Here is a 21,047-nt window from a genome sequence, read left to right on the forward strand (position 1 = left end):
GGCTTAATCCTGAGGTGATACCACTAAAATCGCCTTGATTAAGGTATAACCGGGTGTAGAGTTCACCTTTAACTCTGCACCTATCCGCGCCAGACGCAGCTTCATACTGCGTACGCCAATACTCATCCCGTGATCGAGCACCCCATGGGTATCAAATCCAATTCCATCATCCTGAATACTTAAACATAAAGTCTGTTCATCGGGAAAATCCAGTGTCACTTGCACATGCTTGGCCTGACTGTGCTTCACCACATTGGTCAGACTTTCTTCCAGCACCCGCATCAGGTTCAGACATTGCAGCGGTGTCGGTTGCACTACCCATTCACTGGCAATGTTCCAGGTGGCCCGCATCTCAACTTCATCCATGAGCTGGCTAAAACGATGACGCACCGGCGCAATCCATAACACCGGCGTTTCCGGTACTTTGGCGCCAATTGAGGAACCACTGTCAATAATTTGCCGCAAATCATCACGTAGCAATTTCAAGATCGACAGAAACTGGCGGTTACTCATGGGCTGCTCGCTCTGGTCGACCATAATCATCGAGCGTACCAGCGAAGCACCCAGGCCATCATGCAAATCATGCGAAAGATGAATCCGCTCCTGCAAACGCACATTTTCCAATTCCAGATAATGCTTTTCCGACATGCTCTGTTTTAAGTCTTCACGAACCTCAAACACGCGATACTCAAGTTGCTGGTTAAACTGCTCAATTTTCTGCATGCTTTTGGTGGTGCGAATCCCGAGAATTAAGGCAATAAACAGCGTCACCACCGGTGAGGTATACGGCGATAAGGGCTTTAAATCGGTATCAAACGGTGCAGCCAAAAGTGCAATATCTAAAGCGGCAAAAATAATAATCAGGCTTAAACAGATCACCAGCAGGATATTTTCTACACGTGGTACGCGGAAGGTTAAACGCAGCAGGTACAGGAAAACCCCGAAAAATAGCAGGCTATAGCCTAAAAACACCAGCCCGAAAACGGTTTGTGCATAATCGAGCGGCGTCACGAAAATCCCCAAAATCACCGCCACCGAACAGATAAAGGCGGTTTCTTCCAGTATCGGAAATTTTTTATCAACAAAACGCAGTAAATAGACAATAAACGACAGAATATACAGCACAAAAAAGGCGATATTGGCCTGTGCCGCTATCAGCGTATTCGGGAAGGGATAGGTTTCTGTACTAATAATATTGGAGACAAATAACAGCCACAGCAAACAGCTTAAGGCAAACCAGCCATAACTGACTTCTTTACGCCGAAACAGCCAGATCACCAGACACAGTACGCCCAGGGTTGCCGATAAAATCGCATTAATCACAAATAAGGTACGGCGATCCCAGATCTGTTGCTGATATTCCGTATAACTGTTATAGACATTCTGGAAGGAAACATCACCGAGACCGGCAGATTGAAAGGCATAGCCCCGGACATAGACTAAAATTTCATTCTGGTCGGGACGCAAGCCACTAATCGGTAAAATCCAGTAGCGTGGCATATTCCAACTTTTGGAGAGTGGTTCTTCCAGATGCCGGTTTGACCAGATTAAATCGCGGTTTAAAAACACCGCACCCGCGCTATTTAAATAATTAATAGAAAACACAATTGACTGGTCCAGCACGGCCGGTTCCTGACAGGACCAGTTCCAGACAATTTTGTACCACACCCCACCGTTATAATCCGGCCAGCGTTCATTCCAGCGATCAGGCAACGTCACAGGTTGCCATCCTGTATGTGGATGGCTATGAATATCCGGTGTCTGTACGGTGCTGACCGACTGAATATTAACCTGACAATACGGGTCTATGGCATAGCTTTGCTCTGCATACGCACTCGATAGACAAAGATAAAGACTACAGCCGCACCAAAACTGGAGCAATCTGTAGATCATAAAATGCCTAATGAGCGCGCTGTACTGACTGCCTTGGTACGTTTACTCACCGAGAGCTTGCGATAAATATGCTTGATATGACTTTCCACGGTATACCGCGACACAAACAGCTGCTCGGCAATTTCCCGGTTACTCAGGCCCTGCGCGACCAGATTTAGAATTTCATGTTCACGGTTGGTCAGCTGTTCAATATCGTCATCGGGCTGTTTAAACGGCTTGGCAATTTCCTGCGGCTTCTGTACTGAAATCTGTGACAGTATTTCCCGGGCAATAAAGGGATCAATCGGTGCGCCGCCTCTTAAAATACTGCGGATGGCCATGATCACTTCAGTATCATCGCGTTCTTTTAATACATAACCGGTGGCGCCCGCCTGAATAGCCGAAAACAGACTGTTTTGTGTACTCCAGGCCGAAATCACCAAAATTAGTACACTGCTGTCTTTGGCCCGAAGCTGTTCAATCAGTTCAATCCCATTGCCATCTGGCAACCCCAAATCGACCAGTGCCAAAGACACCGGCTGTTCTTCAATTTTCTGTAATGCTGCTTTTAAATGGCTAACAAAAATCAGCATGTCATTGCTGTAGCCCATTTCAAGGAGGATATGTCTGAGGCGTGACTGAATCATGGGTTCATCTTCCACAATCAGCACAGGGGCCGGTAATATTGATTCTGTAATGTCCACTGTCTTCCCCGATCTTTTAACTTTCAATATAGCGATATTATTAAACGGTTCTCTATCCCTAGAATTAAGGAATTTCAGAGTGTTAGCACTGTTATTTTTATGATTTCAGCATAGCAGCTATTTTTTAATTTTTATAGATTTTATTGCTCATTTTTAAGCTGTACTAAAGCCCTTGCCAAATTTCACAAATCATTACTTGTATGCCCTATTCAGAATCTGCACAGTAATACTAGATTGAATTCGCAATGGAAAAATCATAACAATGCCAAGTCCAGCCCAAGCCATTCGCCATAAACTTTTAAATACTTTTTTCTCCCGTCACTCGGTCTGGTTTGCCTGTATTTTAATTGCGCTGGGGATTACATGGCTTAGGCTATTTTATGAGCCACATTATATTTATTATTTTCTGTCCGATGGCGTAATTAACTCGCTCTGGCTGATCACCACGCTGCTGAGTCTGGTCGGTCTGTATGATGTCATTCAGACCAAGCATTCCATTCTGAAAAACTACCCGATTATGGGTCATTTCCGGTTTATTTTTGAAGATTTCCGCCCCGAAATTCGCCAGTATTTTATTGAAGCCGATCAGGATGCCCAGCCTTTTTCCCGCATGCAGCGCAGTTTGGTCTATCAACGTGCCAAAAATGAAAATGCCGATAAACCCTTTGGCTCGATTTTGGATGTGTACGAAGCCGACTACCGTTTTATTGTGCATTCCTTGCGCCCCTGCCCACCGGCTGATCCAAAAACCTTCCGGATTCATATTGGCAATGAACAATGCAGCCAGCCTTATAGCGCGTCAATTTTAAATATTTCTGCCATGAGTTTTGGCAGCCTGAGTGCCAATGCCATCCGTGCCTTAAATAAAGGTGCCAAACTCGGTGGCTTTTATCATGACACTGGTGAAGGCAGCCTTAGCCCGTATCATCTGGAATATGGTGGCGATATTGTCTGGCAAATTGCCAGTGGCTACTTTGGTTGCCGCACCGCAGAAGGTTTATTTGATCCGGAAAAGTTTGCCCGTCAGGCCGGTAATCCGAATATCAAGATGATTGAACTCAAACTCTCTCAAGGTGCCAAGCCGGGCCATGGCGGTATTTTGCCGAAACATAAAATTTCAGAAGAAATCTCGCAGATTCGTGGTGTGCCACGTGACCGCGATTGTGTATCGCCCTCGCGCCATCCTAGTTTTAGCACCCCAATTGAAATGCTGCAGTTTTTACAGCAGTTACGCGATTTATCGGGTGGTAAACCGGTGGGCTTTAAACTGTGTATTGGCCAGCCCTGGCAATTTATGAGTATCGTCAAAGCCATGCTGGTGACCAAAATTGTGCCTGACTTTATTGTGGTGGATGGCTCAGAAGGCGGTACCGGCGCCTCCCCGATTGAGTTTAGTGACTATATTGGTACGCCGCTGCGTGAAGGCTTACTATTTGTGCATAACACTTTGGTTGGCGCGGGCCTGCGCAGTAAAATCAAGCTCGGGGCCAGTGGTAAAATTATTAGTGCCTTTGATATTGCCAGTACCTTTGCCTTAGGCGCAGACTGGGTCAATTCCGCTCGCGGTTTTATGTTTGCCGTTGGCTGTATTCAGGCACAAAGCTGTCATACCAACCAATGTCCGGTCGGTGTCGCCACCCAAGATAAAGACCGTCAAAAAGCACTGCATGTACCCTCCAAAGCAGAACGGGTCTACAACTTCCATAAAAATACCATGCATGCCCTGTCGGAAATGATTGCGGCAGCCGGTTTAAAACACCCGGCCGATATTCGTGCCCATCATCTGGCGCAGCGAATTAACGACCGGGAAATTAAAAACTATGCCCAGCTGCATTTCTGGCTCAAAGAAGGCGAATTACTGAGCTGTGAAAATAAAGATGAAGAAAACTTTTATTTTCGCATGTGGAATTTGGCCAAAGCGGAAGAATTTTAAAAAAGAGGCACCCGCCTCTTTTTTATGAAATGGAGGAAAGCTTAATAATAAGTCTTGGAATTCGAAGCATGCAAAAAGGCTGGAATCAAACCGGTTAAGGCCGCACGAATATCCGGGCGCTCATTAATCAGTTGATGTGACCCTTCTTCCAGCATCAGCAAGGTTTGCAGGCGGAATTTACGCCGGATAAACTCGATGTTATAACGCCAGTCCACAGTCTGATCCTGCGCGCCTTGGGCCAGCCACACCGGAATTCGACACGCTGGCCGCTGTTCCATTTCCAGCATCCATTTGGACATGGCCAGAATCCAGTCCATGCCCATCATCCGTGGTTGTAACGGATCTTTTAAGCGCACAAAACGTAAAAATTCCGGGTTATGGTTATTGCGTCTAAAATGGCGCGGCACTTCGCGTTTAATCCGGCGGATAATTCCGAGGCCCACCGAATTATGCCACCAGGCACTTTTGGCCGGACGGATGAGAGGTGATAATAACAACACCCGCTCAACAAACGGATTCTCCCGGCGCTCGGCAAATTCCAGTAAATGATGCATCCAGATCGCACCACCGGTACTTTGCCCTACCCCTAGCCAAGGCTTAGGCAATTGATCGGCATTGCGCACATATTGGTAAATGGCGTGTAGCACCTGCTGGTAATGATCAAAATTCTGGATACTGGCGGGCGAGCCATTACTTAAACCATGGCCGGGCAAATCATAAGTCAAGACACTAAAGCCCTGCTCCAGAATTTCTTTGACAATCGGCTGATAAATGCCGCTGTGCTCCAGATAGCCATGCAGTAAAAACACCGTACCTTTGCTTTTTTCCAGCTTGCCCGCTTCAAGTTTAGGCTGAAACACCTGCACATGCAGTTTAAACAGCGGCATTTGCACATAACCCTGCCAATGCTCGCACTCTAAGCTGTCAAAACCGTAAAGCTGGCGATAGGCCTGAATATCCACCGTGGGCGCATAAGGCCGGTTCAGGTTTAAAGGCTCCAGCACCTGCGGCGTGGTATCGCGGCTAGGAACCGGTAAATCCAGCTGTTTCAGCACACTCGGATTTAAAAACGGGATATTCGGCATTATGGCACCTCCCGGCAGTCGCTCGAACCAAACAGCATATCGCGGATGGTGGCCAGCATTTCATAATTGGCACGGCGGCTATGATCATAGTTCTGCTCACTAGGCTGCCATTGGGTCAACTCGGTTGGAATTGGCGCGACCACCGGCACGGTTTCAATGCCGTTTAAGGCAAACAAACGGCGTGTGCGCGGCATGTGATATTGATCGGTGATTAAAATCACCGTTGGTGCGCCGCCTTTTTTCTGTAGCAGCAAGGAACTAAAACGCGAGTTTTCACAGGTGTTCATACTGCGATCTTCCAGCAAGTTGGCTTCAACCCCGCGTTCTGCCAGCCATTTCTGCATATAAGGTGCTTCAACACCGCTCAGCACAATGGGTAATTTATACTGTTTTTCAATTTCTAAGGTTTTTTCTAAACGTAGTCGTGTGTAGTTATTCACAATAATATCTTTTTGATTTTCATGTAAGGTCAGACCGCCGCCCAGAACCACAATTGCATACGGCTGGGAAGTTATTTGCGGCTTCTGGCTATTTTGTTGTTGAATCAGTGCGATATCCTGAAAAATTTCTTCATCAACCGGTACGGTTTCAACCGCTGCCACTTCATGGGTTCTTAAAAATTTCAGATACTGTTCCATTAGGGCCTGATTTTCAGAGCTGTCTAACTCCAATAAATCCTGTAACTGCTGTGAAGGCTGTGCAAGTTGCGTCTCAGATGCGGAAACATCGGCCAGCAATGGAATTTGCGGTGTGCTGTCCTGCTCTTGTTCCTGCTGACTGCGCTGCTCATCCTGAATTAAAGCCTGCAAGGCTTTATAGCGTGCCTGAATGATGGTGAGATTCTGTGAATTTTTGGCCTGAATCTCTTCTTCCATCACTTTTAAATAAGCTTGCCGGGCAATCCACAAATTCGAGCCAGGTTCCAGATTTTCCTGATCGGTCAGTGCCCCCATCTGCTGGCTTTGTGCAGCCACTTCATTGACCTCCACCGGCACAATGGTATTCAGCACTTTTATCACAAACTTGGAATAAAACGGCGAATAGATAAAAACCACCAGACAGCCCATCAGCACAAATAGCACAGCCGCCATTTGTACGATACGCACCATCCAGTGAGTTCTATTCATAAATGCCTAACCTGATTAAAAGGTATTGTGGGGAATAATCAGCCCGGCGTCATTAAACAGCACCGGTTCTGGTTCTAAGTGTATCCCAAATTTTTGGTACACGTCCTGCTGTACTGCCTGATATGTTGCCTGAACATCGGCCAGGGTCGCATTGGCATAATTGACAAGCACCAGTGCCTGCTTGTGAAACATACCGACCATGCCCAGCTGCTTCCCTTTCCAGCCAGCCTGATCAATAAGCCAGCCAGCTGCAATTTTGACCTGGCCTTCGGGTTGCGGATAATGCGGCATGTTCGGGAACTGAATCGCCAGCTGTTCATAGACCGCGGCAGTCACCACCGGATTTTTAAAGAAACTGCCAACATTTGGAAATTGCTGCGGATCTGGCAGTTTACTTTGACGGATCTGGATCACCTGGCGTTGCAGGTTTTCCGCGGTTTGCTCATCACCCACCGCGGTTTTTAAATCGCCATAATTCAGTTTCAAGTCCGGCTGTTTCCGCAGCTTGAACGTGACATGGGTGATGATATAGCGGTTTGGATTTTCTTTGAAAATACTGTGACGGTAGGCAAAATGGCAGTCACTGGCCAGAATCGAATTAAACTGACCGTTATAGCGGTCATAAACCTGTACCGATTCAATAAATTCACCGACCTCAACCCCATAGGCACCAATATTCTGTACCGGCGATGCACCGACCAGACCGGGAATTAAGGCCAGATTTTGCAGGCCAAATAACTGCTGCGTGGTGGTCCAGAGCACAAAATCATGCCAGACCTGACCCGCACCGACGCGAATGGTACTGAAGTCATTATCTTCATTCAGGAATTCAATGCCCTGAATATCCATATGTAACACCAGCGCCTGAATCTGCTCTGGCAGCAGCATATTACTGCCGCCCGATAAAATCAGCACATTCAGCTGCTGTAACTTGGCATAGTTTAAGGCTGCGATTAAATCATCGGTAGAATGCACCTTAATATAATGAGACGCATTTGCAGCCAGATTTAAGGTATTAAAAGGCTTAAGCTGGACCTGATGTTGAATGTTCATATTCTTAAACCTGATTTAAGCCAATTCTGTTTTTAAAATATTGATCCAGGCCTGTGCGCTGGACTCACACTGATCCAGCACGCGTTCAAAGCCATCGGCTTCGCCATAATAAGGATCAGGCACTTCATGACGTGGATATTGTGGATCATGTTCGCTCATTAGCGCCACTTTTGCACGTAGCAGTTCTGCACCATATTCTTCGGCCGCATGACGCTTTAAATGCTGAATATTTTGCAGGTTTTCCTGATCCATCGCCAGAATCAGATCAAAATCCAGAAAATCGCGCGTAGTTAACTGACGGGCACGCAAGGCAGATAAATCATAGCCACGCTGCAAGGCATGTTGCTGGCTGCGCGCATCGGGCGCTTTGCCCGGATGATAATTACTGGTGCCGGCAGAATCGACCCAGATATTCAGTTGCTGTGCATCACAATAATGTCTGAACACCACTTCCGCGGTAGGTGAACGGCAGATATTGCCCAAACAGACACATAACACCTTGTATGGCGTTCTGGATGACATAACAACCTCAAAACTGCTTTCTTTTAAAGTGTCTTATGTTAAGTTATTTGCAGGATGAATCCTATATTGTCACTATAGATAAATGTTGATTTAAGTATAAAAATTAAGGATAAAGCGTATGAGCCCATTTCAATTCCAGACTGTGCCCAACATTATTGCCGGACTGGGCAGCATCCAACAGCTCAAAGCCCTCCTGACTGAACAGAACAATCAACGTGTGCTGCTGGTGACCGATCCGGGAATGGTGCAATTACAATTGCATGCACCTGTTTTGGAAACTCTCGAAGCTGCCGAATGTGATTACCGCATTTATGCCAGCGTACAGGCCGATCCACCGGAACATATTGTGCTGGAAGCCGCCGAATTCGCCCGGCAAAACCAGATAGATACAGTCATTGGTTTTGGGGGTGGCAGCTCGCTGGATGTGGCCAAAATTATTGCCCTGCTGGCCCATCCTGAACAAAAACAGCAACTGCATGACATGTATGGCGTCAATCAGGCGCAAAAACCGCGTTTGCCTCTTATTCTGATTCCAACCACGGCCGGCACCGGCTCGGAAGTCACGCCCATTTCCATTGTCACCACCGGCGAAACCACCAAAACCGGCATTGTATCTGCTGCCCTATATGCCGATGTCACCATTTTAGATGCCAACTTTACCCAAAACCTGCCGGCGCACATTACGGCCGCCACCGGTATTGATGCAATGGTACATGCCATTGAAGCCTATACCTCCAAACACAAAAAGAACTTTTATGCCGATATGCTGGCGATTCAGGCACTTAAACTGCTGAACCAGAATCTGCATCTGGTGCTAAAAGATGGTAACAACATGGAAGCCCGTCAGAATATGCTGGTCGGCTCGATGCTGGCCGGACAGGCCTTTGCCAATGCACCGGTGGCAGCAGTCCATGCACTGGCCTATCCGCTGGGTGGACATTTTCATTTGTCGCATGGGCACAGCAATGCGCTGGTCTTAACCGAAGTGCTGAAATTTAATGCACCAGCCGCCAAGCAGCAGTATGCCGAACTGATGACCCTGCTCGACCCATCCAGCAAAGGCTGTGTAGATGGCTTGTGTGATCTGTTTATTGACCACATGCAAAACTATCTGGACCGCAGTGGTCTGACCTTAAAACTGAATGCCCTGAATGTACCTGAAAACATGCTGGAACAGCTGGCCGAGGATGCCATGTTACAAACCCGCCTGCTGCAAAATAATCCACGCGACATGGAAAAACAGGATGCGCTGGCCATCTATCAGGCGATTTATCAATAAGGCTGAAGCTATTTAAAGTTGTGGTAAATCAAAAATATAAATTTTCGATCTATTCAGGGATGACGTCTTTTTATGAAACCGGTAGCCAAAACCCGCGATCAATATACCTTCTTTTTACCGATTCAAACCCGCTGGTCAGACAACGACATGTATGGTCATGTCAATAATGTCATGTATTACAGCTACTTCGATACCGCTGCCAATGCGCTGCTGATTGAGAAAGCCGGACTGAATATTCATCAGGCCGAGATTATGGGACTGGTGGTAGACTCTGGCTGCAACTTTTTAGCCGAGCTGAGTTATCCAGAAGTGATTGAGGTCGGTGTGGCGATTGCAGCGCTGGGCAACAGCTCGCTGAAATATGATCTGGCAATTTTCAAGCAGCATCAACAGCAGGCTTCAGCTCAAGGACATATGGTGCATGTTTTTGTCGATGCGCAGCAACGTAAAAGCACCCCGATTCCAAGCGAAATGCGGAATGCCCTGTTGCCTTATCTGCGTTCTCAATAAACGGTTGAAATGGTCTGACGGTGGTTATTTCAACTGGATATTCTGCAATTCGCCATCAAAACTTTCGAGCAGCGATTTAACCTGCGGCTCCTGATGCAGCAGCTCACTGGCGCGTTGATAAGCACGTACTTTACGTTCCTGCTGCAAGCTATACGGTGTCACCTCTGTGACCTGTCCATACTGCACTTTCAGGAAGCTGTTCGGCCACTGCTGTTTCAGCGCTGCTTCTAAATGCTGTAACTGCGAATTTAACAATTGCTGATACTGCTCCGGAATATGGAAAACCGACTCAGCTTCAATCTGGCCGGTCATCAGGCCGTGTTGGGCCAGTTCCTGAACTGCCGGTGATAAATCACTATTACGGAACCAGTATTCCCATTTTTCCACACTCCATTCGCCCTCTAAGGACTGCACCGGCAGTTGCAGAATATCTTGCGGCATCAGGCGCTGATCAGCACGTGGAATAGCGGTATTGTCTACAGCAGCAACGACAGGCTGGTTGACGGATGACGTCCGTGCTGGCTGCGCAAATAAACTGTCTTGCGGACTGGAATCCTGTGGATGGGTCAGCTCAGGCTGTGCGACAGACGAAACCGGTGCTGCAAGTTCAGCAGGCTGTTGAGTTGGCTGCGCAACGGCCGTTTCCGGTAAAGGTGCAATTTCATCAAACAGGAAATCATCACTGCTGGCCTCATCCTGCGTTGCCGGCTGATCAGCACGATCATCTTCATCTAAATCAAACAGCACTTCATCTGCCGCCGGATCAAAAATCATCTGCGCAGATGCCGCTTCTGCCGGTGTAGTCACCGGATGGTCTGGTTCGGATGGAGATGCAACTTCAGCAACCTCTAACGCTTCATCCTGCAGAAAATCATCTGATGATGGTTCAGCAACGGGTGGGTTTATAGCAGCAGTTTCAGCTTCTAATTCATCCTCAGCTGAAACAACGGGATGCACCGGTTCAGGCTGCGCGGTAGCTGACTCGACTACCGGTGCTGCAGCAACTGCGTTGCTTTGTGCGCTGACCTGCGTCAAGGGCACTTCATTTGGCTGTAAGGGACGGAAAGCCAGCAGACGCAGCACGCACATCTCAAAGCCCTGCTCCTGGGTAACCGCCAGCTGTAAATCTGCGCGACCTTTGCTGGCAATCTGGTAATACAGCTGTAAATCCTGAGCCGAAATGCACTGCGACAGCTGGGTAATTTTCTGGTTAATTTCGGCGCTATATTTCAGGCTTAAATCTGGCAGATATTGCAATAAGGCCAGTTCATGCAAGGTCGAAATCAGCTGATCCAGCACCAGTGATACATCCAGCGCCTGCTGACGGAACTGTATTAACAGTGCGCTCACGCGTGCAGGTTGGTTCTGATGAATCGCTAGAATCAGGTCATAAATAATGGTGCGGTCAATCAGCCCCAGCATGTCTTTGACATCCTGATGATGAATTTCACCCTGACCATAGGCAATGGCCTGATCGGTTAAGGACAAGGCATCCCGTAATGAACCTTGTGCCGATTCAGCAATTTGCCAGATTGCATCCTGCTCGGCCTGAATCTGCTCTTTGCTGAGAATTGAAGATAGGTGCTCGGTAATTTCATCTACTGCCAAAGGACGCAAGGTAAATTGCAGGCAGCGTGAAATGACCGTAATCGGAAGCTTCTGCGGATCGGTGGTGGCAAACAGGAATTTAACATGCTCTGGCGGTTCTTCCAGCGTTTTTAGCAAGGCATTGAAAGAGTGCGTCGAGAGCATATGCACTTCGTCAATCAGGTAGACTTTAAAGCGGCCTTGCGTTGGTGCATACGGCACATTATCGAGCAGTTCGCGGGTATCTTCCACTTTGGTACGTGATGCCGCATCAATCTCGATTAAATCAATAAAACGGCCTTCATTGACCGCTTTACAGGTCGGACAAACTTCACACGGTGTGGAGGTCACCCCTGTTTCACAGTTCAGGCATTTGGCCAAAATACGCGCAATGGTGGTTTTCCCGACCCCACGAGTCCCGGTAAACAGATAGGCATGGTGTAAACGGCCACGCTCTAAGGCACTGGTCAGTGCACGAGAAACATGATTTTGTCCCACCAGCTCATTAAAATTACGTGGACGATATTTACGCGCAAGTACCTGATACATGTATGCTCCTTTTTACAGGTCTAAGCATACTGTTTTTTTAGTAAATAGTGAAATAAATGACGGGCGCATCCAAAGAAAAATCCCTTGTTCGCGCCAGCAAAAAAGGGATTAAAAATCAGTATATTTAGCAGATGATTAGCCAGTATTTAAACAGACTTGGCCAGAATAAAATCACTTTGCATTTGATAGCGTTTGCCTGTTTGATCTACACGAATCTCGAGCAATTGTTTTTCAAGATCGATATACAGCAAATTTCGGGTGTTGACTTGCAGCAGTTCAAGCTGCTGACGCGATGCATCTGCAAAGCGAATCCGCCCTTGAATCACTTCCGGTGCATTGTGCCGGCTCATACTTTCACGCACCAAGGTATAGGTTTCATCCTGATGAAGTTCTAAAGACACCGCCATTCCCGGGCAATCATCACAGCGCGATAAACAGCCCATACAAGGCGTAGTGCCTTTGAACTCACCAACCCACGCAGGAATTGCGCTCTTAGATTCCACCACCGTCTGTGACTGGCTTGAGTTTTGATCCTGACATCCGAGTAGAACTGAACTGGCCACCAGCGGAATCAAAATGACTTTTTTCATCTTTGCACAACATCAAATTGACTAGTGCCAGAACATAGCACAAGGCTGGACCAAAAATCATCTCAAACTGTTTAAAACCAGCCCTTACGGCCTTTTAACACACCATCGGCACAGCGTAAGGTTTCCTGGGTTAATCCCCACAAGCGATAATCGCCGGTGATGGAACCGGTCGGAAAATTATGGGTATAAGCAAAACTTAAATTCCGCTCTGGATCACACCAGGCACCTGAGCCATTAAAACCAATATGACCAAAGCCCGACGATGCCGACTTGCCCAGGCTCAGAATGCGGTGATAGCCCAAACGCCAATGCATCGGCAGCGGCATCACCCGGTCACGGGCGGTATATTGCACCTGACTTAAGGCCTGAAACACCTGTGGTGAAATCAGTCGTTGCCCCTGCCATTGGCCACCCTGCGCTAGCATGGCATAGATTTTGGCCAGACTTTGCGCGGTAAATACCCCGGAGGCTGCCGGCACAATCGCCTGTAAACCGGCATCACTAAAGAATGAAAATTTCTTCATGCCTTTGGGAATCATGGCATCCTGAAAATCTTGCGGATGTTGCCCACTGAAGGCCAGCAGCTTTTCTAAAGGCGATGCCGTACGTGCAGGTTTAGCAGCAGGCTGCTTTTTGGGAGGCTGGGCAGATTGGGCGGGCTGAGATGTGGCAAACGGTCGTGCTACCCGCGCCAACTGCTCTACCGGCACGCCAAAATAAGCTCCGTTTAATTCCAACGGTTCGCTTAAATGACGCTGCATCAGCACAGCCAGGCTTTCATTACAGGCTTTTTCCAAGACACCTCCGACCTGCCAGCCAAAGGTCAAGGGTTGATAGGCTGCCTCACTGTTCGGAAGAAAACGTGGTTTGGCCGCGGCAATGACCTCCAGCATATGCGACCAGTCGGCCATTTCCGAGGCATCGGCAATCAGATTACGGATATCGTATAAACCACTGCGATGACACAGCATATTTCTTAAGGTCAGCTGCTGTTTGCCCTGCGACGCAAATTCTGGCCAATATTCAGCCACCGGCACATCATAATCCAGCCGCCCCTGACTCACCAGAATATGTGCCAGCGTGGCCAGCACGCCTTTTCCGGTAGAATAGCAGACCGACAGACTATCCGGCTGCCAGGCCTCATTGGCAGATTTTTGACCGGTATAAATATCAACGACTTTATGACCCTGAAAATAAACCACCAGCGCAGCGCCGCCTTGCGTTGAGCGGGCATCCTGAAAACGGCTAAACAGATGGGCTAAATCTTTAAATGGTTCTTCCACTGAACCACGATAATTCTGAATATCTGCACGCAGATAATCTTTTATGCTGTTCATGCATCCTTTCCAGCAACAAGATGAACAATGAAAAAAGCCTAAATCCGGTTTGGACTTAGGCGCTATGACTTAAAGTGCGCGAATGCTACCGCTGACATGCGGCTTCTGATTCTTTTTGCTGCGAATCAGGAAGTCAGTATTTTGTGCCTGCTGTGCCGTCAAGAATTCCACCTGAGATGGCAGATACATTGGCAACTTAAACCAGACATCAGCTTCATACGCATCTGGCAACTGGATATTGGCCAGCGCTTTGGCTTTACTCCACATACCATGTGCAATAGCCTGTTTAAAACCAAAGGCTTTGGCGGTTAACGCATGAATATGGATCAGGTTAAAATCTCCCGATGTCAGCGCATAACGGCGACCGGTATTTTCCGACACATCCCATTGTCCTGCCGGTACATAATCCGGTACGGCACTTTCTGCTGCTTTGGCCGCGGGCTTGTTGCCACTTTTCTGACGTGACAAATAGGTGGTTAAACCTTCCATCACCACTTCATTACCAACTTTAGCAGTGGTGATAAAATCAAACTGTACGCCTTTGTCATGTGGCTGCAATTCACCAAACTTGCAGGATAAAGTCAGCTGCTCATTCACGCCAACTTTACGGTATTGCTTGAGCTGATTGCGGATATGCACCAGACCTAAAATCGGAAATGGGAAAGCTTCCGCAGTCATCATGTGCATTTGCAGGCTTTGCGATAACACCGCCAGATAAATGGCCGGAATATAGCCGTTATTTTTAAAACCACAGACTTCGTTATAGGCTTTCAGATGTTTCTGGTCGACCTTGAATGAATCCACCACATATTCAACTTGCGGCAGAACTTTTTCACCCTTCGGCTTTTTAAAAATTAAGCCCTGAATCACTTTTGGATAGGCTAAATACGGCTTGGGAAGTTGACTAAAATGGCGAGTATTCATACTGAACCTTTGGAATATTTATCTTTTAAATCACCCTTTCTTTAATAAGAATTGGGTTTTCTATTTTAATTCCCTCAAATCCCTCCCAACCTCCCTTCAAAAAGGGAGGAGAAGTCCCCCTTTATTAAAGAGGGATTTTAGGGGGGATTCCGAGTGAGGGATATATTAAGCCCCTAACAGACTCTGACCACAAACACGCACCACGTTACCATTTAAACCGGTAGATGCAGTTGAGGCAAAGAAGGCAATGGTTTCTGCGACATCAACCGGTAAACCGCCCTGACTCATCGAGTTCATACGGCGGCCCGCTTCACGAATGGCAAACGGAATGGCCGCAGTCATTTGGGTTTCAATAAAGCCCGGAGCCACAGCGTTAATAGTCACACCATTTTTCAGCACCGGTGCCGTATATTTCACCACTCCAATCACGCCTGCTTTTGATGCTGCATAGTTGGTTTGGCCCAGGTTACCGGCAATCCCTGAAATAGACGATACGCAGATAATACGGCCATTGGCATTCAGACCGTCATTTTCCAGCAGATAGTCATTCACGCGTTCAATAGCAGCCAAGTTAATGTTAATCACCAGATCCCACAGTTCAGGCTTCATATTGGCCAGTGTCTTGTCACGGGTAATACCGGCATTGTGTACGATAATATCCAGACCGCCCTGTGCAGCAGCTGCCGCTTTAATCTGCTCGCCCGCATCAGCGGCGGTAATATCAATCGCCAGGGTTGAGCCACCAATTTCAGAGGCAACACGGTCCAAGTCGGCCTGTTGCTGTGGTACATCCAGACAAATCACATGCGCACCATCACGTGCCAATACATGCGCAATCGCTTCACCAATACCACGGCTGGCACCAGTCACAACCGCGGTTTTACCTGCCAGTGGTTTAGCCCAATCCACATCGACTGTATCTGCTTTAGAAACACGAATCACCTGACCCGATACATAAGCCGAACGCGGTGACAAGGCAAAACGTAAGCTCGATTCCAGGTTCGCTTCAGCGCCGTCATCAACATAAATCAGATTGGCGGCAATGCCTTTTTTAAACTCCTTCCCGACCGATTTAACAAAGCCTTCCAGCGCACGCTGTGCAATTGCATGTTTTACCGTTTTGGCGGTTTCCGGTGTGGTGCCGATCACCACTACACGGCCAGAGGCCTGAATCTGGCGCGCCACCGGATTAAAGAAGTTATAGAGCGCATTTAACTGTTCAGAGTTCTGAATGCCTGAGGCATCAAAGACCACCGCTTTAAATTTAGATTCTTTATCGCCCGCGTTAAAAGCACACAGGTTTAAACCGGCTTGTGCAGCAGCCTGCTGTAATTCTGCATTATTGCCGGCATAGCTGTTGGCATGGATATTGGCCAGAACCTGGGCAATTGCACCTGATAATGTGCTTTCCGGCGCTGCGCCCAACAAAACTGCACCCTTGACCACAGGCGTCGAGATGTCAAAACGCTCAAGGAAAGTTGGGGATGGCAGGCCTAAATTTTTAATGACAAATTTACCAATTGGAGATTTTGCAAAAGCTTGGTATTGGTCAGTCATGATTATTATCTCTCAGACAAAATGAATTTGTGATTAATCTAAAGTTATCCTTTAGCTTCAATATGATGTCAGATACTTTGTATTTCAATAGATCGATCAGTTTGTTATGAATAATACTTGAGATCATATACAGATGACTTGACCTGAAAGCATTCTGCAATGTCATTGTAGTCAATTCAGGCTATTCTAGATTATGCTAATGTAACCCCTAAGAAGATCATCAACATGCTTGGAAAAGCCTTATGAGCAAAACAACTCAAGAAAATCCGGCGGTCGAAAATTCTGCTACAGAAACTGTGTCAAATACATCAAAAAGTACAACGCGTACAACCAAAAGTTCTGGCACGGCAAATTCGTCAGCAAACCCTGCGGCTAAACCTGCACGCACCCGTGCGGCATCTACCCGTAAAAAAAGTACAACCCCTCCTCCTTCTGAAACTACAACTGAAACATCTGGTCAACAGGATAATACCATGAGCCCAAATACTGTCCGTCGCGTTGCGATTATCGGTGGTAACCGCATTCCATTTGCACGTTCAAATGGCGCTTACTTCACTGCCTCAAACATCGATATGTTCACCGCCGCTTTAAATGGTCTGGTAGAACGTTATCGTTTAGAAGGCCAACGCCTCGGTGAAGTCGTTGCCGGTGCCGTACTCAAACACAGCCGTGATTTTAACATGACTCGTGAGTGTGTACTGAACACGGAATTGGCTCCTGAAACACCTGCTTACGATATTCAGCAAGCGTGTGGAACCGGTTTGCAGGCAGCTTTTTTAGTGGCCAATAAAATTGCTCTGGGCCAAATTGAAGTCGGTATTGCTGGTGGTGTCGATACCACTTCCGATGCCCCGATTGCTTTTGGTGACGGTTTACGTAAAGCCCTGCTGGAGCTGAATATTGCCAAAACCGGTAAAGACCGCTTAAAAGCGCTGACCAAAATCAATATCAAAGACCTGATGGATGCACCGAAAAATGGTGAACCACGTACCGGTCTGTCAATGGGTGACCATCAGGCGATTACTGCGCTGGAATGGGGCATCTCGCGTGAAGCGCAGGATGAACTTGCTGCATCTTCACACCAGAAAATGGCAGCCGCCTATGAAGCAGGTTTCTTTGATGACCTGATCACACCATTCTTAGGTTTAGAGCGTGACAACAACTTGCGCCCGGATTCTTCAGTAGAGAAACTGGCTAAACTGAAACCAGCCTTTGGTAAAGGTGATGCGCGTACCATGACCGCAGGCAACTCAACCCCACTGACCGATGGTGCATCTTGTGTTTTGCTTGCTTCTGAAGAATGGGCCAAAGCCAATGGTCATGACGTACTGGCTTACTTAACCTTCCAGGAAACGGCTGCAGTTGATTTTGTCGGGAAGAAAGAAGGCCTGCTTATGGCGCCAGCCTATGCCGTACCACGGATGCTGGAACGTGCCGGTCTGACTCTACAAGACTTTGACTACTATGAAATTCACGAAGCTTTTGCTTCACAAGTGCTGTCGACCTTAAAAGCCTGGGAAGATCCAAAATTCTGTAAAGATCGCTTAGGTCTAGAAGCACCATTGGGTTCAATTGATCGTAACAAGCTGAACGTAAAAGGTTCTTCTCTGGCTGCTGGTCACCCATTTGCTGCAACCGGCGGACGTATTCTGGCGACTGCTGCCAAACTGCTGAATGAAAAAGGTTCAGGTCGTGTGCTGATTTCAATCTGTGCTGCAGGCGGTCAAGGTGTAACAGCGATTGTCGAGAAGTAATTTCCCCTGCCTTCACTGAAAAAGCCACTGCCTGGTGCAGTGGCTTTTTTTATGGACGTTTTATTACCTTTTTATTGTCTGCTCTTAAATTCATCAGACGTATTTTAAACAGACTCACGATAGGCCGGTGCATAGCCCAAACGTACCTCAATCGCGTCATAACCCCACTGGAAGATAAAGGTATAGACCAAAATACATAAGGTCAGGCTTAAATCCAGCAAAAAGGCCTCGGGCAGACTCATCTGCATGGCATAGGCCACCATTGGAATGGTGGCTAACATTAAGCCACCCTCAAAACCAATGGCATGTAAAATCCGTACTTTCACCGTACGCTGGAGCTGTCTGCGTGCTTCAAATTTTTCAAAAAAATGATTAAACAGCATATTCCACAAGACCGAGGTTACTGCCATGGCCACACCCAGGCTACCGGTCACTTCCAGCGGCATCTTGAAAATCAGGCTTAAAGCCAGGGCAATAATCACCAGTAAAATCAGTTCATAACTCAAGGCATGAATTAATCTTCTTTTCGACAGCAACATGTTAAACCGTATCTATTTCATCAATTGCTGCCATCTTATTTTTAAATTATCGACAAATCGAGTTAGAATTTTTCAATATTATTGACAGGTTGCTACCCATGAATGTGAACCAGGAACAGCTGATCATCTTTAAAACCGTGATTGAATGCGGTTCTTTTTCCGCAGCGGCGCGGCAACTGGGAAAAGTGCCATCTGCAGTAAGTATGTCAATTGCCAATCTGGAAATTGACCTGAACTTGAATCTATTTCAACGCATCGGGCGTGAACCGGTGCCGACCGCACAGGCATTAACCCTGTATGAAAAGACCGAGCAACTGCTGGTTGAAATGAACCAGTGGAAACAGCATGCCGCAGCGTTAAGTGAAGGGCTGGAATCAGAACTGAATATTGTGGTGGTTTCCGAGCTGATTCATAGCGACTGGACTCAGTACATTGCCCTGCTGCAGCAGGAATTTCCAACGCTACAGATCAATATATTTTCAGCGCCACAGGAAGATGCCATGCACATGCTGGTCGAACAGTCGGCGCAACTGGCAGTGATGTTTGAACGTGAACAGCTCGACAGTGGCGAGCAGTTTGTAGAACTGAAACGCGAAGCCTTGGTGCCGGTGGCGGCCCGAGATTTTGCCTTGGCTCAACAGGCACCGGTCAGCTTTGAAGCTATTTTGCACAGCCGGCAAATTGTGGTGGCCAGCCGTGACCGTCGTATTCAGCCGGAACTGTTATTTTCCAAACAGTACTGGCGCACTGATAATCATCATACTGCCTGCTCGTTAATTTTACAGGGTCTGGGCTGGGGTGTGTTGCCGCTGCAAATGCTGAATGAAAACCCGAACTTAAAGCAGCAACTACAGGTTTTGGACTTTCTGGATTTCTCGCCCAAGTTTGAATATTTTGTCGATCTGGTCTGGAGCCGTGAAAGCAAACTGGGGCTGGCTGCTCGTTTTTTGATTAATCACTTGCGCAATCAACGAAAAAGCACAAATTAGACACTGATCTGTAACGCTTTTCACTTGGGTTAAATCCAGTTTGTGTTATAAATAATTGCATAAGCAATAACCGAACAACTAGAGAAGCGGATTCAATGACACAGAACGCCTTAAACCAATTAAAACGCTTAACAACTATTGTGGCCGACAGCAGTGACTTAACTGCCATTGAAAAGTTTCGTCCTTTAGATGCAACAACCAACCCGTCTTTAATTACCGCGGCGGCTGAACAGGCCGACAGTAAACCGCTTTTAACCGAAGCCTTTGATCAGGCCAAAGCAGAAGGTTATCAGCAAGACGAACTGATTGAACGCACCATTGATATTTTAACCGTCAAGTTCGGGGTAGAAATTCTTAAACTGATTGATGGCCGTGTATCGACTGAGGTAGATGCCTCGCTGTCTTATGATACAGATGCCACTATTGCCAAAGCCAAAGAACTGCTGGCGCTATATAAAGAATATGGTATTGATCAGAAACGCATCCTGATTAAAATTGCTTCAACTTGGGAAGGCATTCAGGCCGCAAAACAGCTGGAAGCAGAAGGCATTCATACCAATTTAACCTTGCTATTCGGTCTGCATCAGGCACATGCCTGCGCTGATGCCAACGTCACGCTGATTTCCCCTTTTGTCGGGCGTATTCTGGACTGGTACAAAAAAGCCGAAAATGTCATGTACTACCCAATTGAAAAAGATCCGGGTGTGCTGTCCGTGAAAAAGATTTACCAGTTCTACAAACAGCATGCGGTGAAGACTGAAATCATGGGTGCCAGCTTCCGCAGTATTGATCAGGTCTTGGCGCTGGCCGGTTGTGACCTGTTAACCGTTTCACCCAACCTGCTGGCCGAACTGGAACAGGATGAGCGTGAAGTCACAGCACAACTCTCAAGTGACACGATTGAAGCTCAAGGCGAGCTGGAGCCGATCACAAAAGAGAAATTTAAACAGCAGCTGGAACATGACTTAATGGCCTTCCAGTTACTGCAAAGCGGTATTGATGGCTTTATTAAAGCGCGTGAACAGTTAAGCCAGTTATTGCGCCAAGGCTTTGGTATTGATGCCGAAATTAAAGCTTAATTTTTCTGTTTAGCCGCGCCGCTGTGCGCGTATTCCAGGCCGATGTTGCTATATAAT

Annotated in this window: 18 protein-coding genes; 6 read left to right on the top strand and 12 right to left on the bottom strand. The window is 47.3% G+C overall.

Translation table 11 applies throughout. The features are described from left to right. Positions 1-3: 3 nt before the first annotated feature. Positions 4-1,893: a sensor histidine kinase gene (locus F905_RS06135; protein WP_051065019.1), complete on the bottom strand. Its 1,890-nt coding sequence runs from the start codon at positions 1,891-1,893 to the stop codon at positions 4-6. Continuing rightward, on the bottom strand, positions 1,890-2,576 hold the full coding sequence (locus tag F905_RS06140; protein ID WP_005178588.1) for a response regulator: 687 nt from the start codon (positions 2,574-2,576) through the stop codon (positions 1,890-1,892). The genes F905_RS06135 and F905_RS06140 overlap by 4 nt, the downstream gene beginning before the upstream one ends. A gap of 262 nt (positions 2,577-2,838) precedes the next feature. On the opposite strand from F905_RS06140, the gene F905_RS06145 reads away from it, so the two are divergent. Beyond that, entirely contained in the window at positions 2,839-4,509 is a 1,671-nt protein-coding gene (locus F905_RS06145) for an FMN-binding glutamate synthase family protein (protein ID WP_005178590.1), read from the top strand. A gap of 41 nt (positions 4,510-4,550) precedes the next feature. On the opposite strand, the gene F905_RS06150 is transcribed toward F905_RS06145, so the two are convergent. The 4 genes from F905_RS06150 to F905_RS06165 are packed head-to-tail and all read right to left on the bottom strand — an operon-like array spanning position 4,551 to position 8,296. Then, positions 4,551-5,594: an alpha/beta hydrolase gene (locus F905_RS06150; protein ID WP_005178596.1), complete on the bottom strand. Its 1,044-nt coding sequence runs from the start codon at positions 5,592-5,594 to the stop codon at positions 4,551-4,553. Continuing rightward, positions 5,594-6,721 carry a YdcF family protein gene (locus F905_RS06155; protein ID WP_005178598.1) on the bottom strand — a complete coding sequence of 376 codons (1,128 nt, stop codon included), beginning with the start codon at positions 6,719-6,721 and terminating at the stop codon, positions 5,594-5,596. The genes F905_RS06150 and F905_RS06155 overlap by 1 nt, the downstream gene beginning before the upstream one ends. Positions 6,722-6,736: 15 nt before the next feature. Next, positions 6,737-7,774 (bottom strand): UDP-N-acetylmuramate dehydrogenase, encoded by a 1,038-nt coding sequence (gene murB, locus F905_RS06160; protein ID WP_005178600.1) that lies wholly within the window; start codon positions 7,772-7,774, stop codon positions 6,737-6,739. A 15-nt stretch (positions 7,775-7,789) separates the two neighbouring features. After that, entirely contained in the window at positions 7,790-8,296 is a 507-nt protein-coding gene (locus F905_RS06165; protein ID WP_005178601.1) for a low molecular weight protein-tyrosine-phosphatase, read from the bottom strand. Positions 8,297-8,414: 118 nt separating this feature from the next. Here F905_RS06165 and F905_RS06170 point away from each other — a divergent pair, with 118 nt between their 5' ends. Continuing rightward, complete coding sequence (locus F905_RS06170; RefSeq protein WP_005178603.1) at positions 8,415-9,575, top strand: iron-containing alcohol dehydrogenase; 1,161 nt, start codon at positions 8,415-8,417, stop codon at positions 9,573-9,575. A 72-nt stretch (positions 9,576-9,647) separates the two neighbouring features. Continuing rightward, positions 9,648-10,085, top strand: coding sequence for an acyl-CoA thioesterase (locus F905_RS06175; protein ID WP_005178605.1), 438 nt, complete (start codon positions 9,648-9,650; stop codon positions 10,083-10,085). A 24-nt stretch (positions 10,086-10,109) separates the two neighbouring features. Here F905_RS06175 and dnaX read toward each other — a convergent pair whose 3' ends face one another. The 5 genes from dnaX to F905_RS06200 all read right to left on the bottom strand — a co-directional run bounded on the left by dnaX (position 10,110) and on the right by F905_RS06200 (position 16,629). After that, entirely contained in the window at positions 10,110-12,221 is a 2,112-nt protein-coding gene (dnaX, locus tag F905_RS06180) for a DNA polymerase III subunit gamma/tau (protein ID WP_005178607.1), read from the bottom strand. 146 nt (positions 12,222-12,367) lie between these two features. After that, positions 12,368-12,811 (bottom strand): copper resistance protein NlpE N-terminal domain-containing protein, encoded by a 444-nt coding sequence (locus tag F905_RS06185; RefSeq protein ID WP_005178609.1) that lies wholly within the window; start codon positions 12,809-12,811, stop codon positions 12,368-12,370. 71 nt (positions 12,812-12,882) lie between these two features. Next, entirely contained in the window at positions 12,883-14,148 is a 1,266-nt protein-coding gene (locus tag F905_RS06190) for a serine hydrolase domain-containing protein (RefSeq protein ID WP_005178612.1), read from the bottom strand. Positions 14,149-14,217: 69 nt separating this feature from the next. Continuing rightward, positions 14,218-15,072, bottom strand: coding sequence for a MaoC family dehydratase (locus F905_RS06195; protein ID WP_005178615.1), 855 nt, complete (start codon positions 15,070-15,072; stop codon positions 14,218-14,220). Positions 15,073-15,237: 165 nt separating this feature from the next. Then, positions 15,238-16,629 carry a 3-oxoacyl-ACP reductase gene (locus tag F905_RS06200; protein WP_005178618.1) on the bottom strand — a complete coding sequence of 464 codons (1,392 nt, stop codon included), beginning with the start codon at positions 16,627-16,629 and terminating at the stop codon, positions 15,238-15,240. Between the two features lie 242 nt (positions 16,630-16,871). Between F905_RS06200 and F905_RS06205 the strand changes: the two genes are divergently transcribed. After that, complete coding sequence (locus F905_RS06205) at positions 16,872-18,383, top strand: acetyl-CoA C-acetyltransferase (protein WP_005178620.1); 1,512 nt, start codon at positions 16,872-16,874, stop codon at positions 18,381-18,383. 104 nt (positions 18,384-18,487) lie between these two features. Here F905_RS06205 and aceI read toward each other — a convergent pair whose 3' ends face one another. Then, a complete protein-coding gene (gene aceI / locus F905_RS06210) occupies positions 18,488-18,922 on the bottom strand; it encodes a chlorhexidine efflux PACE transporter AceI (protein ID WP_005178621.1) in 435 nt (144 codons plus the stop codon). 98 nt (positions 18,923-19,020) lie between these two features. On the opposite strand from aceI, the gene F905_RS06215 reads away from it, so the two are divergent. Then, positions 19,021-19,911 (top strand): HTH-type transcriptional regulator AceR, encoded by an 891-nt coding sequence (locus F905_RS06215; RefSeq protein ID WP_005178622.1) that lies wholly within the window; start codon positions 19,021-19,023, stop codon positions 19,909-19,911. Positions 19,912-20,006: 95 nt separating this feature from the next. Further along, positions 20,007-20,990, top strand: coding sequence for a transaldolase (gene tal / locus F905_RS06220; RefSeq protein WP_005178624.1), 984 nt, complete (start codon positions 20,007-20,009; stop codon positions 20,988-20,990). Positions 20,991-21,047: the final 57 nt, after the last annotated feature.

This window comes from Acinetobacter sp. CIP 53.82 (assembly GCF_000369465.1).
GTDB classification, from domain to species: domain Bacteria; phylum Pseudomonadota; class Gammaproteobacteria; order Pseudomonadales; family Moraxellaceae; genus Acinetobacter; species Acinetobacter indicus.